Source organism: Arthrobacter arabinosi (assembly GCF_054511115.1).
In genome coordinates, this window is sequence record NZ_JBTNDF010000003.1 from 513,378 (window position 1) to 527,387 (window position 14,010).

Consider the following 14,010-nt stretch of genomic DNA (forward strand, 5'->3'; position numbering starts at 1 on the left):
CGGCCAGCCGGTAACGTGGGACCGTGCACATCACCCCGGTCGTGAAGGTCCTCGCCGCGTGGCTGATCGGACTCCTGCTCGTGGGAGTTGCGTTCTTCGCCACCGTCGCCTTCCTGAACGGGCGGCTCTACAGCCCCGAACACCAGGTGGATCTGTACCTGGACGCGCTGCACGACGGCGACGGCGGAAAGGCCCTGGGACTGCTCAACGCGTCGGTCCCGGAGGGAGCGAACCCCGCCCTGCTGGACGGCGAGCCCCTCCGCCGGGCGAGCGCCCCCGTGGAGGACGTCGAGATCGGGGAGGCGCGGGAAGCGGGCGCGGACCGGGTCGAGGTACCGGTGAGCTACACCCTGGACGGCGCGGAGACGACGACGGTCTTCACGCTCCAGCGCATCGGCACCGAGTGGGGCTTCTTCAACGTCTGGCGGTTCGAGCGGACGGTGCTGCCCACGGTGCAGGTCACGGCCCTGAACAGCGTGGAGGCCGCGGTGAACGGCCTCGACGTGGGGTTGCCCGAGGGTGCGGCCGTCCTCGCCTCCTTCTACCCGGCCGCCATCACGGCGGAGTACGACGGGCGGTACGTCGCCGCCCCCGAGCAGCATGCGATCGTGACCACCCCGGAGCCGGCCCCGCCTCCCCTCGCCCTGGCCACGGAGGCGACGCCCGAACTCACCCGGGCCGTCGACGGCAAGCTGCACGCGTTCCTCGACGGGTGCGCGGAGCAGACCGTCTTCCAGCCCACGAACTGCCCGTTCAACTACGTGACGAACGAGCGCCTCGCCGGGGACATCACCTGGTCCATCGAGGAGTACCCCGCCGTCGAGATCACCCCGGCCGACGGCGCATGGCTCCTGGCGCCGCTGCGCGGGTCCGCGCGGATCGACACGCAGCTGCGCGACTTCTTCTCCGGGGCGGTCCGGGACGTCTCGGAGACGGTCCCGTTCGAGTTCGAGGCGGACCTCACGGTGACCGAGGACGAGATCACCGTCACGCCCGTCGTCCGGTACTAGCGCCCTGCAGCCGCTCCCGCTCGTCAGGGGATGAGCCCCTCCGCCCGGTAGCGCTCGAACAGGGCCGTGAACGCATCGGGGGTGCGCCGGTACCCGGTGAAGCCGGCGACCCGGCTCTTGCCCATGTCGGTGACCACCTCGATCCCGCGTCCGAGGTCGCCGTCCGTGTGCCACCAGGACGCCATCCGGTCCAGCCGGGGTTCAGCGAGGCCGTGACGCGCGGCGAGGTCCGCCCACTGGTCCTGCCGCCCGGCCATCGCCTGCTCCAGCGGCCGGGGCGCGCCCTCGTACCCCTCCCACTCGACGCCGAACCAGGCGGCGAGCTGCGGCCACATCCAGCGCCACCGGAAGACGTCGCCGTTGACGACGTTGAACGCCTCGTCGGCGGCCGCCGGGGTCGTCGACGCCCACACCATGTGTTCGGCGAGCAGACCTGCGTCGGTCATGTCGGTCAGGCCGTTCCACTGGGTCTCCGACCCGGGGAACACGAAGGGCTCGGCCGCGTCCCGGCAGAGTGCCGCCTGCGTGGCGAGGGTGAGTCCCATGTTCATCGCGTTGCCGACCGCGTGGCCGATGACGGTGTGCGCGCGGTGCACCGACCACGTGAATCCCTGGTCGGCCGCGGCGGCGAACAGTTCGTCCTCCTGCGCGTAGTAGAAGTTCCGGACCGGCAGGCGCGGCTCCTCCTCGTGGAAGGGCGTGTCCGCCATCTCCCCGGCCGCGTAGGCCTCGAAGGGGCCGAGGTAGTGCTTCAGCCCGGTCATGAGGGCCACGTGGGCCACGTCCTTGCCGCGGAGTGCGGCGAGGAGGTCGCGGAGCATGGCTGCGTTGACCTCGATGTTCTCCTCCTCGGTGTCCCTGCGGGACCACGCCGTGAAGAAGACGTGCGTCGGGTGCTCGGGTGCGAGGACGGCGGCCAGCGCCTCGGCGGAGGTCAGGTCCGCGGACAGCCAGCGCACGCCGTCGCGCTCGGCCCCGGGCCGGCGGGACAGCGCCAGCACGGGCCACCCTGCGGCGGTGAGCGCCTCGACGAGCGCGGAGCCGGCGATGCCGGTCGCCCCCACCACCAGTGCCGTGCGTTGCGTGGGTGCGGGGCTGGTATCGGTCGTCATGGGTGCTCCTCGTGGTCGGGCGGCCGACGTCGGGTCGGCACGGTGGGTGGGACGCGGTCGGCCGCGCCCCGCTGTGCGACGGGAGTCGGCGCCGAAGCCGGGGTGTCGGAGCGGTCCCGGGGGAAGGCCGCATCGGGTCGGGACGGCGCTCCCCGGCGGCGGCTTCCCTACCGCGGGTCAGTCGAGGCCGCGCAGCTCCAGGGTCAGACTCGTGTCGCCGCCGTCCGAGACGGTGACGGGGATCCCCCAGTCCTGCTGGTACAGGTGGCAGGCCGCGTGGTCGGGGATCTCGCCGCCCGGCTCGCCGTCGCAGGACGCCGCGCGGGCCGTGATGTGCAGGACGCCGCCGCCGGCCTCCGGGGAGAGCACGAGGTCACGGGTCAGGCCCGGGGACGTGCCCCCGCCCGAGACGAGGAGCGATTCCGGTGACGCACTGATCTTCAGCTGCGTGGGATCACCCCAGCGGTCGTCGAGCTTCTGGCCCGTCGGCGCGGTGAAGCGCACGGTGAGGCCCACGGGGCCCGGCGCCATGGCCGTGGTGGGCCGCTGAGTCTGGGAGGCCCCCTCGTCGACGGCGAGGGCTTCCTTGGGCAGCGGGACGCGGACCAGCTGGTGCCGGTTGGTCTCGACGACGATCAGCAGCGGGTCCCCGCCGTCGGCCACCGGCGTCAGGTCGACGAGGACGTCGGACGGCTCGGAGAGGCCGCGGAGCAGCGTGGACACCTGGCGGGTCGCGGGATCGTACCGGCGGACGGCACCGTTGTAGGTGTCGGCGATGGCGATGGAGCCGTCCGGGAGGGCCGTCACCCCGAGCGGGTGCTGCAGGCGCGCCTGGTCGGCGTCGCCGTCACGGAAGCCGAAGTCGAACAGGCCCGTCCCGACGGCGGTCTGCACCTGCACGCGGCTGCGGCCGTTGACCTCGAGGAAGGACAGGATCCGCACGGAGGAGGTCTCCGAGTCGGCGATCCAGATGCTCCCGTTCGCGTCCTCCGCGAGGCCCGAGGACTGGGCGAACCATGCGGCCGACGCGTCGCCGTCGAGCAGTCCCTCCAGGCCCGTGCCGGCGAGGACGTCGACGGCGTGGGTGCGGGGGTCGTAGGTGAAGATCTGGTGCGTGCCCGCCATGGCGATCACCACGCGGTCCAGGACCGTCGAGTGGAGCACGTCCCACGGCGAGGACAGCGATACGTTCAGCGCGTCGCTGCCCAGCTGCGTCTCCGTGAGGCGCGGTGCCTCGCTCTCGGCGTCCACCTCGAAGGCGTTCTCCTGGAGTCCGGCCTTGCTGTGGTTGGCGGCGTCGAGCAGTCGCTGCGTGCCGTTGCCGGCGAGGGTACGCACCTCGCCCGTGGCGAGGTCCACGCCGCGCAGGCGGTGGTTCACGGAGTCGGCGACGACGACGTCGTATCCGACCTCCACGGCCAGCGCTGCCGGGAGCAGGGCGAGGCCCTGCGGCTCGTTGAACTCGGCCTCGCCGGGACCGCCGTCGCGGAAGCCCTTCGCGCCGGACCCGATGGTGCGGCGCACGGTGACGAGGTCCGCCTCGAGCTCCACGAGCCGGTGATGGCCCGTGTCGCCGGCGAGGAAGGTCCCGGTGGCGGGGAGGGCGAGGAGCTTGCCGGGGAACTTGAGGTCCCCGGCGGTGCTTGCCGCGGGGACGTAGGGGCCGTCGCCGCGGTGCAGCGTGCCCTTGGCCTCGTGCTCGGCGACGAGCTCCTCGACGAGCGAGGTGAGCCCGGCGGCGTGCCCCTCACCGGAGAGGTGAGCCACGATGTAGCCCTCCGGGTCGATGACGACGAGCGTGGGCCAGGCACGCGCGGTGTAGGCCTGCCAGGTGGTCAGCTCCGGGTCGTCGAGCACGGGGTGGTGGATGTCGTAGCGTTCGACGGCGGCGGCCAGCGCGTCGGGGTCGGCCTCGTGCTCGAACTTCGGCGAGTGCACGCCGACCGTCACCAGGACGTCGGAGTACTGCTCCTCGAGGGGACGGAGCTCGTCGAGGACGTGCAGGCAGTTGATGCAGCAGAAGGTCCAGAAATCGAGGATCACGATCTTGCCGCGGAGGTCCTCGAGCTGCAGTTGCCTCCCGCCGGTGTTGAGCCAGTTACGGCCGGTCAGGGCTGAGCCGCGCACGCGGTAGTCGGCGCGGGCACGCACAGTGGTCTCGGTCATTCATCGTCTCCTGCGGTGGTGGTCACCCGCGGCGTGGACTGCCGGCCCGGGCGGGCGGGGCCGGCGTCGCGCGCGGCGAGGTCGGCGAACATGCTGTTGTAAGCCGCGAGGTCGGCGTCGTTATTCCTGTCCGCCGCGCGGTCCTTGCGCTTCGTCTCCCGCGCGTCCGACCGCGACCACACGATCGCGACGCCGATCGCCAGCAGCAGCGTGGGGATCTCGCCCACACCCCAGGTGACGGCGCCGCCCACTTGCTGGTCCGCGAGGGCGGAGACACCCCACTCGCGGCCCATGTTGCCGAACCAGGACGCCTCGAGCAGCGACGTCGAGCCCATGAGGGTGACGCCGAAGAAGGCGTGGAAGGCCATGGTCGCGAAGAGGAGCAGCAGGCGCATCGGGTAGGGGGCGCGGAACGGGACGGGGTCCGAGCCGATCATGGACAGCACGAAGATGTAGCCGGTGATCAGGAAGTGGGTGATCATCAGCTCGTGGCCCACGTGCTCGCGCAGCGCGAAGCCGAACAGCGGCGAGTAGTAGAAGACGACGATCGACGCCACGAAGTTGCCGGCCGCGAACAGCGGGTGCGTCACGAGGCGTGACGGCCGGGAGTGGACGATCACGAGGATCCACTCGCGGATGCCGCGGGTGCCGTCCCGCCGGGCGCTGAGGGCCTTGAGCGCGAGGGTGACGGGCGCGCCGAGGACCAGGAACAGCGGCACCACCATGGTGAGGGCCATGTGGTCCACCATGTGCGCGCTGAAGAGCACCATGCCGTAGATCGCGGGCGCACCGGAGGTGAAGTAGGTGAGGAGCGCGAGGCCCACCAGCCAGCTCACGAGTTTCAGCGGTGACCAGGAGTCGCCCCGACGGTGCAGCTTCACCACCCCCAGGACGTACGCGACGGCGAAGGTCAGGGCGACCGCGATCCACAGCCAGTCGGGCCGCCACTCCGTCAGCCAGCGGGCCGGGGTGGGTTCGGGCGGGAGGTCGTAGCCGGTCAGGATCCGCCCGGGCCCCGCCTCGGTGGGCAGGACCTCGGACCGGGGCGGGGCCGTGCGCCCGAGGGCTCCGGCCACGCCGGACACGGCGGCCATGATGACGAGTTCGACGACGATCAGCTGCCACAGGACGCGGCGCGCGGTCATCCTCGACGCGCTGGTGCCGTCCGGCGCCTCGAGCTGCGGGATGATCCACTGCCGGTGCATCCAGCCGATGCCGCCGAGCAGGATCGTGGCGATGGTCTTGAAGGTGACGAGCAGGCCCCACGACGAGCTGAGCTGCGCCAGGTCGGTGATCCGGAGGCTTGCGTTGACCACGCCGGAGGCGACCACGAGGATGAACGCGAACCCGGCCAGGGCGGAGAAGCGCCTGAGGACCGGGAGGGTCTGCTCGCCGAGCCTGCCGCTCACCGAGGCGAGCGCGATGATCCCGCCGACCCACAGGCAGACGCCCACCAGGTGCAGGGCGATCGAGTTCACTGCGGCGTTGTGGTCGTCCCCGCTGGCGGAGTGGCCGATCAGGGCCATGGGCAGCAGGTTCAGGAGCGCGAGCACCAGGGTCAGTGCCAGGCCGGTCTGCGACCGCACCCCGAACAGGAGGGTCGCCAGGAGGGCCGCGACGATGGTGGTCACGAGCCAGGCGCGCCCGGTGGAGAAGTCGGTGAGGAAGGAGGCGAGCCCCTGCGTGTAGGCGGGGTCGGCGCTGAGCGGCAGACCGGCCGCGTCGGAGTAGGTGAACACCAGGACGCCGAGCGCCCCGAGCGTCCAGGCGACGGCGGCGACGGCGGCGAGCAGCATGACGCGCGAGAAGGCCGGATGCTCCGCCGCGGTGTCCGCGGGCTTCCTGCCCGGGCGCCCGACCCTGCGCGGGAGCATGACGACGGCGAAGACGAGCGCACCGATGGTCGCTGCGGCCGCCGTGTTGTTGAGCACCTTCGCGACGGGCAGCCCCCACCGCGTCAGCGCACCGGGGTCCCCGAGTTGCCGGGCGGCGGCCGCACCCGAGTAGAGCAGGGCGACGGCGAGGGCGACGAGGACCACGACGCCGGCCAGGACGAGCCAGCCGGTCCCGACGGCGCGCTCGGGGGCGGCGGCGGCGGTCTCCCGGGGTTGCTTCACAGTGGTCGGCACATCCACCATTCTCTACCCCTAGTAGAAATAGGGCCAATCTCCGGCCGGCCCGCGCCGGGTGCGGAAGTGCCCCGCAACACGAGGGGACCACTGCCTGACGGCAGCGGTCCCCTCGTGTGTCATGCCTGGAACTACTTGGCGGAAGCCTTCAGCTTCGAGCCGGCGGTCAGCTTGACGCTGTGGCCGGCGGCGATCTGGATGGTCTCGCCGGTCTGGGGGTTGCGCCCCGTGCGGGCCGCGCGGCTGGTGCGCTCGACGGCGAGCCAGCCGGGGATGGTGATCTTCTCGTCCTTGGCGATGGACTCGGAGAAGACGTCGAACAGCGCATCGAGGACGCTGTTGACTGCAGCCTGGCTGGTGTCGGCCTTCGCTGCTACCTCTGCGACAAGTTCACTACGGTTCTTAGCCAATGTTTGTCCTCCTGGACGTCACTCTTCGGAAAGAGCTTTTCGCGGTGTTCGAAAAGCCTCTGTGCGAAAACTTACCAGCTTGGGCGCCCCGACCCGCGTGTTTACAGGGCTTTTCGGCACAAAGAGGGCGTGTGGCGGCTGTTTCCGTCCGCCCTCCCCATGGGCCACCAGCGCGAAGAAGCCGCCACCCCGGAGGGTGGCGGCTTCTTCGGTGACCGCGCGCGGCGGCCGGTGGGGCGTCGTGCCCCGGGCGCTGTCTACCAGCTCGACTTGGTCACGCCGGGCAGCTCGCCCCGGTGCGCCATGTCGCGGAAGCGGACACGCGAGATGCCGAACTTCTGGAGCGTGCCGCGGGGGCGGCCGTCGATCTGGTCGCGGTTGCGCAGGCGCACCGGCGAGGCGTTGCGGGGGAGCTTCTGCAGGCCGAGGCGTGCGGCTTCGCGTGCTTCGTCGGTGGCGTTCGCGTCGACGAGGGTCTTCTTGAGCTCGAGGCGCTTGGCCGCGTAGCGCTCGACGATGACCTTGCGCTGCTCGTTACGAGCAATCTTTGACTTCTTGGCCATGGTTAGCGCTCCTCTCGGAATTCGACGTGCTTGCGGATCTTGGGGTCGTACTTCATCAGGACCATGCGGTCCGGGTCGTTACGACGGTTCTTGCGCGTCACGTAGGTGTAGCCCGTCCCTGCGGTGGACTTCAGCTTGATGATCGGACGTACGTCCTTGTCCTTGGCCATTAGAGCTTCACTCCCCTCGCGAGGATGGACGCGACAACCGCGTCGATGCCGCGCACGTCGATCGTCTTGATACCGCGGGCCGAGACCTGCAGCGTCACGTTGCGGCGCAGGGAAGGCACGTAGTAGCGCTTCTTCTGAATGTTGGGGTCGAACCGGCGCTTGTTACGGCGGTGCGAGTGCGAAATGCTGTGTCCAAAGCCGGGCTCGGCTCCGGTCACTTGGCAGTGGGCTGCCATAACTCTCCTCCAGATTAGATGAACGTGACGGAATCACTTGTCGAGCGTCCCGCCACCAGTAATGACACCGTTATTACTGCAGCTTTCCGGAGGTTGACCTGGCAGGGTGAGAACCTGCCGAAGCGCCTCGCCGCGGGGAAGACGGTGAAGTTCAGGCGGCGCGGCCTTGCGGCCGGCACAGCCTTGAATTCTAGGTAGTCGCGGGTAGCTGGGCAAGTTCCTCCCGTCCGTGGACGGGCGGCACGAGCCACAGCCAAACGCCTTACCATACTACCGGCAGGATCAGGCGTCGCCAAAACGGGTCAGTCGTCGATCAGCCCGTCCCGGCCGACGACGGCGGGCGCGTCCGGCCCGGTGCCGAGGCGGTCCCCGTCCACGACGGCGTCCGAGTCCACGACCGCGTTGCGGACGACCGCCCCGGCCTTCACCCGGACGCGGTTCAGCAGCACGGAATCCTCGACGCGAGCGCCGGTCTCGACCGTCGCCCCGGACCCGATGACGCTCCGCCGCACGGTGCCGTGCACGCGTGCCCCGGGGGAGATCAGCGAGTTCACGACGACGGCACCGTCAGCGATGAACGCGGGCACCAGCTCCGGGGGCTCGGTCAGGATGGGCCAGGCCGGGTCCGCGAGGTCCAGGCCCTCGCCGTCCACGAGGTCGAGGTGGGCCCTGAGGTAGTTGCTCGGCGTCCCGAGGTCGCGCCAGTACCCGCGGAGCCGATGCTCGACGACGGAGCCCTGCTCCACGAGGTGCGGCACGAGGTGGTTCCCGTAGTCCCCCAGTCCGTCCTGCGTGTCGTCCAGGTGCTCGAGGGCGTCGAGGAGGGCTGCGGTGCTGTAGAGGAAGATCTCCGCGCTGACGAGGCGCGTCTGCGGCTCCTCCGGCTTGTAGGCGAAGTCCGTCACGCGGCCGGCGTGGTCCACGGCGACGACGCCGTGGGCGGAGGCGTCGCCGTCGAAATCGACGGTGACCATCGTGAGCGCGGCCCCGCTGTCCAGGTGGGTGTCGACGACGTCACGGTAATCGAGGCGGTAGAGGTGGTCGGAGCTGAGGACGAGGACCACGTCCGGCGCGAAGTCGCGGATCGCGGAGGCCTGCCGGAGCAGTCCGTCGGCGTTGCCCTCGGCGAATCCCTCCCCCCTGTCCCCGCTGAACGGGGGCAGCATCAGGAGCCCGCCGCGCGTGCGGTCGAGGTCCCAGGGCCGGCCGTTGCGGAGGTGGTCGTTGATCGTCTTCGGCTGGTACTGCTCCATGACCCACACGTCGGAGATCCCGCTGTGGTGCAGGTTGGACAGGGGGATGTCGATCAGCCGGAAGGTGCCACCGACGGGCATGACGGGTTTGGCCCGGTGATCGGTGAGCGCCCCGAGACGCCCTCCCGCACCGCCGGCGAGCACGATCGCGAGGATGCGCGGCTGGTGCCGGGCCTTCGACTGCTGGTCCATGGAGCGTCCTGTCGTGTCATGTGGTCTCGGGGGCCCTGCGCGGGCCGGGTGGCCCTAGGGACCGTCGGGCGAGTCTCCCCGTGCTGCCGGGGCGCCGCTGAGCGCGGCCTCCGGGGCCGCCGCACCGTCGGCCAGGATCCAGTGCGCGCTGTCCATCCCGCGGAGGATCTTGCGGCCCACCCGATCGAGGTCGGCGACGTCCTGGTCGTCGAGGGCATCGAAGACGGTGGAGCGCACCAGCGCGACGTGGGCGACCGCGAGTTCCGTCAGCATCGCGAGCCCGGCCGCGGTGAGGGAGGCCGTGGTCACCCTCCCGTCGGACGAGGACGGCAGCCGGGTGACCCAGCCGCGGCCCTCGAGCTTCTTGACCACGTGGCTGAGCCGTGAGAGGGAAGCCGTGGACCGGGCGGCGAGCTCGCTCATGGGCAGGCAGGTGCCCTCCGCCTCCGAGAGCATCGCCAGGACGTGGTAGTCGAAGAGGGTGATCCGTGCTTCGCGGAAGAGGTGGGCGTCGAGGTGCGCGGGGAGCAGTGAGGTCAGCGCATAGAGGGCCAGCCATGCCCGCCGTTCGTCCGGTGTGAGCCAGTGCGCCGCCATGCGCTCATTCTGGCATATCGCCTCCCCCGCCCGGCGGGGCCCGGCCCGGGAGCAGGCGTGGTTGCGGGCACGGCTGCAGCCGTGCAGGGGCGGGCCTCAGGCGGTGATCGACACCCACGGGGGGCGGCCAGGGACCGGGTATTTCGGCGTCAGGTCGTCGCCGGAGGAGACACCCCGCAGGCGCCTGCCCACCCAGGGCGTCAGGTACTCCCGCGCCCACTGGGCGTCGGCCCGCAGCTGGTCCGCCCGCTTCAGGGCGGGGCGGGCCTCGAGCTCGGGGAGGTCGATCCGGTGGGAGGCCTTCATGGCCTCGAGGACGCGCGTGGCCATGAGCGTGTGCCCTGCGGCGGACATGTGCATGCGGTCGACGTCCCAGTAGCGCCAGTCCTGGAATTCACGCAGGCGCCAGTAGTCCACGATCGTCGCGCCGTGCCGGTCGGCGATCTCACGTACCCACTCGTTGTACAGGGCGGTCCGGCCGCGGGTCCTCGCGAAGACGGCGGACCCTGCCGTGTCGAAGCCGGTGAACAGCACGACGTCGGCTCCCGCCGCGCGGAGCCGGCCCACGCCGTCGTCGTACCGGGACATCAGGAGGTCGATGTCGACGCGTGGCCGCAGGATGTCGTTGGCGCCGGCATAGACGGTCACGAGCGTCGGCTCGAGCGTCAGGGCGGCGTCGATCTGCTCGTCGAGGATCTGGTCCATCTTCTTGCCGCGGATGGCGAGGTTCGCGTAGCCCCAGGACCCGTCGGCGAGGATCAGCTGCTCGGCGACGCGGTCGGCCCACCCCCGGACGCCGTTGGGTGACGCCGGGTCCCAGTCACCCACCCCTTCGGTGAAGGAATCGCCAAGGGCCACGTATCGCTGGGTGAAGGTCACGACCAAAGATTACCCCCGGCGCGTGCATGCCCCGGGATAAGCTCGACCAAACCCTTCCTTCCCCCTGCCCAAAGGACATCATGCCCACCGAAGCAACACTCGAAGCGTCCCCCGAGGCGGCCCCCGATTCGGGGTCCGGCCGCCGCCGCGCCGCGCTCATCGTCAACCCGATCAAGGTCACCACGGTGGACGTCGAGGCGGCGGTGAAGCGCATCTCGTCCGAGGACGGGTGGGAGGAGCCGCTGGTCATCGAGACGACGGCGGACGATCCGGGCCACGGCCAGGCCAGGGAGGCGCTCGAGGCCGGCGTGGACCTGGTCATCGCGGCGGGCGGGGACGGCACCGTGCGGTGCATCGCCGAGGAACTCTCCGGTACCGACACCATGATGGCCCTCGTGCCGCTGGGCACGGGAAACCTCCTGGCCCGCAACCTGGACATCGCCGTCGACGATCCCGATGCCGCCGTCGAGGCCGCGTTCCGCGGGACCGAGCGCACCATCGACGTCGTGCACGTGACCGTGGACCGGGCGCAGGACGCCCACGTCTTCCTCGTCATGGCCGGCATGGGCTATGACGCCGCCATCATGTCCGACACGCGTGACGACCTGAAGGACAAGGTGGGCTGGCTCGCCTACGTGGACGCCGGGATCAGGAACCTCCCGGGCAAGCCGGCCCGGACCACCATCTCGGTGGACGGGGGCAAGCCTTTCCACCGCCGCCTGCGCAGTGTCATGGGCGGCAACTGCGGCAAGATCATGGGCGGCCTGGAGATCTTCCCGGGCGCGAAGATCGACGACGGCCTGATGGACCTCATGACCGTCGCCCCGAAGGGGAAGCTCGGCTGGCTCGCCGTCGCCGGCAAGCTCTTCGCCCGCGGCAAGGGCAAGGATTCCTCGCTCGAGTACTTCCAGTGCCGTACCGCGGAGATCACCCTGCACGAGCCCCTGGAGGTGCAGCTCGACGGCGATCCCCTCGGCAAGGCGACCCACATGGCGTTCGAGGTCAAGCCCGATTCGCTGCGCCTCCGGATGCCGCTGGGCTACAAGGACCCTGCCGTCGTGAGCGAGCCGCTGCCCTGACGGTCGGCCCGCCCGCGGCGTGGGTCGGTCGCGGCGGTTCGGGCTGCCGCGAGGCGCTCCAGCCAGGGCTGCGGGTCCACCGTCCCGTCGTCGACGAGGACCTCGACGTGGAGGTGGCGCCCGGTGCCGGTGCCGGTGCCGGACCCGGCGGGTGCCGCCCTCGGCCTGCTGCGGTGGGACGCAGGAGGGGCCGGCCCTTACGGGCGGGGTGCGTGGTCGTACGGCGTCAGGACAGCTCCGCGCGCCCCCTGCGCCAGTAACCCATGAACGCCACCTGCTTCCGATCCACGCCGACGTCGCGCACGAGGTAGCGGCGCAGGCCGCGGACCACGGCCGCTTCGCCCGCGATCCAGGCATAGAAGGGCTGCGTCCCCGGGGGTCGCTGGGGGTTGACCGTGGACTGCACGACGGCCGTCTCCAGCAGCTGCGGCGTCTCCCAGAGGATCGCGCCGTCGATGTCGACGTCCTCCGGCTCGCGTCCACCGCTCGCCGCGGTCCGGCCGGACAGGGAGACCCAGCCGGGGACACGCACCGCATCCCGGACCGCCGCCTCGAGGCGCTCACCGTGCGGGCGGCCGTCGCGGGCCAGCCAGGTGGCCCGGACGGAGGACCGCGAGCGGAGGGGCTGGATGTCCTGCTCGCCCGGCACCTCGAGGAACGCATGGCCGCCGACGTCCTCGGGGAGCGATTCGAGGATGGCACTGATGGCGGGCACGGCGGTCTCGTCGCCGGCGAGGAGGACGTGCTGCGCGAGCCCCGGGCTCCACTCGATCCCCCCGTACGCACCGGCCGTCCGGCACTGGGCCGCGGAGGCGTTCGGTCCGATCATGCAGACCCTGTCCCCGGGCTGCGCCGCCGCGGCCCATTCCGACGCCGGACCACCCCGGCCGTGAGCGTTGAGGTGCAGCACGAAGTCGACGTCGATCTCGGGGCGTGGACCGTCGCAGCGGGACGCCCGGACCGTGTAGGTGCGCATGGAGCCGCGCGCGGCGGGGTCCAGGCCGAGCCAGCGCTGGTACCAGCCTCCCGTGTCACCGCCGGTCATCATCGCCGCGAGGTCGGGGCAGGCGCGGCCCTCGGAGGGGATGACGATCTTGATCCGCAGATCGAGGGTGTCCCCCGCCACGCCGAACCCGGCAAGGCATGCGCCACCGAAGGTGATGCGGCGGAAGGTCGGCGTGAGGTCCCGGACGGCCGTGACGACGACGTCGAACGCCAGCACCATCGGCTCGGTGTCCGCGGCGGTCCGCCGCGCGCTGCGCCGGGTGGTCCCGGTCATGATGCGGCCTCCACGGGAGTGGGCACGGCGTCCTGCGGGACGGGCGGGCGGTCCCTCACCGGGGCCGTCCTCGAAGGGGTCCGCGTCCCGGATCCTCCCGCCACGGCGCGGCCGTGGTGCCGGCCGTGGTGCCGGCCGACCGGGACCACCATCGGGGTCCCGGAGACCGGGTCGGCGATGACGCGGCACTCGAGGTTGAAGACCTCCGAGACGGTCTCCTCCGTCACGACGACCGAGGGCGGGCCCTCGACCACGATCCGGCCGTCCCGCAGGGCGATCAGGTGATCCGCGTAGCGTGCGGCGAGGTTGAGGTCGTGCAGCACCATGACCACCGTGGTCCCCGCCCGCCGGTTGAGGTCCGTGATGAGGTCGAGCACCTCGATCTGGTGGGCGACGTCGAGGAACGTGGTGGGTTCGTCGAGCAGCAGGATGTCGGTCTGCTGGGCGAGGGCCATCGCGATCCAGACGCGCTGGCGCTGCCCGCCGCTCAGTTCGTCCACGGAGCGCCCCGCGAGCGCCAGCGTGTCCGTGGCCTCGAGCGCGCCCGCGACGGCGTCGTCGTCCTCCGGCGTCCACTGGCGGAACCAGCCCTGGTGCGGGTACCGGCCGCGGCCCACAAGGTCGGCGACGCTGATGCCGTCGGGAGCGAGCGGAGTCTGCGGGAGCAGGCCGAGGACGCGGGCGACGGCCTTGGTGGACTGCGTGGCGATGTCCGAGCCGTTGAGCAGCACCGAGCCCCCGGCGGGCTTGAGGAGGCGCGCCAGCCCGCGCAGCAGTGTGGACTTGCCGCACGCGTTGGCGCCGACGATCACCGTCACCTTCCCGGCGGGCAGCGCGACGGTCAGCTGGTCGACGACGGTGCGGTCGTCGTACGCGAGGGTGAGGGACTCGGCGGAGAGCGTTCCCTCCGTCGTCGGGTTCCTGGACTGGAACAT

The 14,010-nt window shown here is 71.3% G+C and carries 14 protein-coding genes; 2 read left to right on the forward strand and 12 right to left on the reverse strand.

Annotation, left to right across the window (positions count from 1 at the left end; genetic code table 11):
* Positions 1–23: 23 nt before the first annotated feature.
* The gene (locus ACX80P_RS10350) at positions 24–1,010 is read left to right on the forward strand and encodes a hypothetical protein (RefSeq protein ID WP_459277987.1); all 987 of its coding nucleotides are present in this window, start codon (positions 24–26) and stop codon (positions 1,008–1,010) included.
* Between the two features lie 23 nt (positions 1,011–1,033).
* Here ACX80P_RS10350 and ACX80P_RS10355 read toward each other — a convergent pair whose 3' ends face one another.
* The 10 genes from ACX80P_RS10355 to ACX80P_RS10400 form a co-directional block, all read right to left on the reverse strand.
* Positions 1,034–2,122, reverse strand: a complete 1,089-nt coding sequence (locus ACX80P_RS10355) for an SDR family oxidoreductase (protein ID WP_459277988.1) — start codon at positions 2,120–2,122, stop codon at positions 1,034–1,036.
* Between the two features lie 177 nt (positions 2,123–2,299).
* Positions 2,300–4,288, reverse strand: a complete 1,989-nt coding sequence (locus tag ACX80P_RS10360; protein ID WP_459277989.1) for an NHL domain-containing thioredoxin family protein — start codon at positions 4,286–4,288, stop codon at positions 2,300–2,302.
* Positions 4,285–6,417: a bifunctional copper resistance protein CopD/cytochrome c oxidase assembly protein gene (locus ACX80P_RS10365; protein WP_459277990.1), complete on the reverse strand. Its 2,133-nt coding sequence runs from the start codon at positions 6,415–6,417 to the stop codon at positions 4,285–4,287. Before ACX80P_RS10365 ends, ACX80P_RS10360 begins: the two co-directional genes overlap by 4 nt.
* Before the next feature lie 131 nt (positions 6,418–6,548).
* On the reverse strand, positions 6,549–6,827 hold the full coding sequence (locus ACX80P_RS10370) for an HU family DNA-binding protein (protein WP_043441577.1): 279 nt from the start codon (positions 6,825–6,827) through the stop codon (positions 6,549–6,551).
* A 257-nt stretch (positions 6,828–7,084) separates the two neighbouring features.
* Entirely contained in the window at positions 7,085–7,390 is a 306-nt protein-coding gene (gene rpsN / locus ACX80P_RS10375) for a 30S ribosomal protein S14 (RefSeq protein WP_026532176.1), read from the reverse strand.
* A 2-nt stretch (positions 7,391–7,392) separates the two neighbouring features.
* A complete protein-coding gene (rpmG, locus tag ACX80P_RS10380; protein ID WP_019481734.1) occupies positions 7,393–7,560 on the reverse strand; it encodes a 50S ribosomal protein L33 in 168 nt (55 codons plus the stop codon).
* Positions 7,560–7,796 (reverse strand): 50S ribosomal protein L28, encoded by a 237-nt coding sequence (gene rpmB, locus ACX80P_RS10385; RefSeq protein ID WP_043441573.1) that lies wholly within the window; start codon positions 7,794–7,796, stop codon positions 7,560–7,562. The genes rpmG and rpmB overlap by 1 nt, the downstream gene beginning before the upstream one ends.
* Before the next feature lie 302 nt (positions 7,797–8,098).
* Positions 8,099–9,241: a glucose-1-phosphate adenylyltransferase family protein gene (locus tag ACX80P_RS10390; protein WP_459277991.1), complete on the reverse strand. Its 1,143-nt coding sequence runs from the start codon at positions 9,239–9,241 to the stop codon at positions 8,099–8,101.
* Between the two features lie 54 nt (positions 9,242–9,295).
* Positions 9,296–9,838 carry a MarR family winged helix-turn-helix transcriptional regulator gene (locus tag ACX80P_RS10395; protein WP_459277992.1) on the reverse strand — a complete coding sequence of 181 codons (543 nt, stop codon included), beginning with the start codon at positions 9,836–9,838 and terminating at the stop codon, positions 9,296–9,298.
* Between the two features lie 96 nt (positions 9,839–9,934).
* On the reverse strand, positions 9,935–10,717 hold the full coding sequence (locus ACX80P_RS10400; protein ID WP_459277993.1) for an SGNH/GDSL hydrolase family protein: 783 nt from the start codon (positions 10,715–10,717) through the stop codon (positions 9,935–9,937).
* Positions 10,718–10,797: 80 nt separating this feature from the next.
* Between ACX80P_RS10400 and ACX80P_RS10405 the strand changes: the two genes are divergently transcribed.
* Positions 10,798–11,796 carry a diacylglycerol/lipid kinase family protein gene (locus ACX80P_RS10405; protein ID WP_459277994.1) on the forward strand — a complete coding sequence of 333 codons (999 nt, stop codon included), beginning with the start codon at positions 10,798–10,800 and terminating at the stop codon, positions 11,794–11,796.
* A 226-nt stretch (positions 11,797–12,022) separates the two neighbouring features.
* Here ACX80P_RS10405 and ACX80P_RS10410 read toward each other — a convergent pair whose 3' ends face one another.
* Complete coding sequence (locus ACX80P_RS10410; protein WP_459277995.1) at positions 12,023–13,075, reverse strand: siderophore-interacting protein; 1,053 nt, start codon at positions 13,073–13,075, stop codon at positions 12,023–12,025.
* A complete protein-coding gene (locus ACX80P_RS10415; protein ID WP_459277996.1) occupies positions 13,072–14,010 on the reverse strand; it encodes an ABC transporter ATP-binding protein in 939 nt (312 codons plus the stop codon). Before ACX80P_RS10415 ends, ACX80P_RS10410 begins: the two co-directional genes overlap by 4 nt.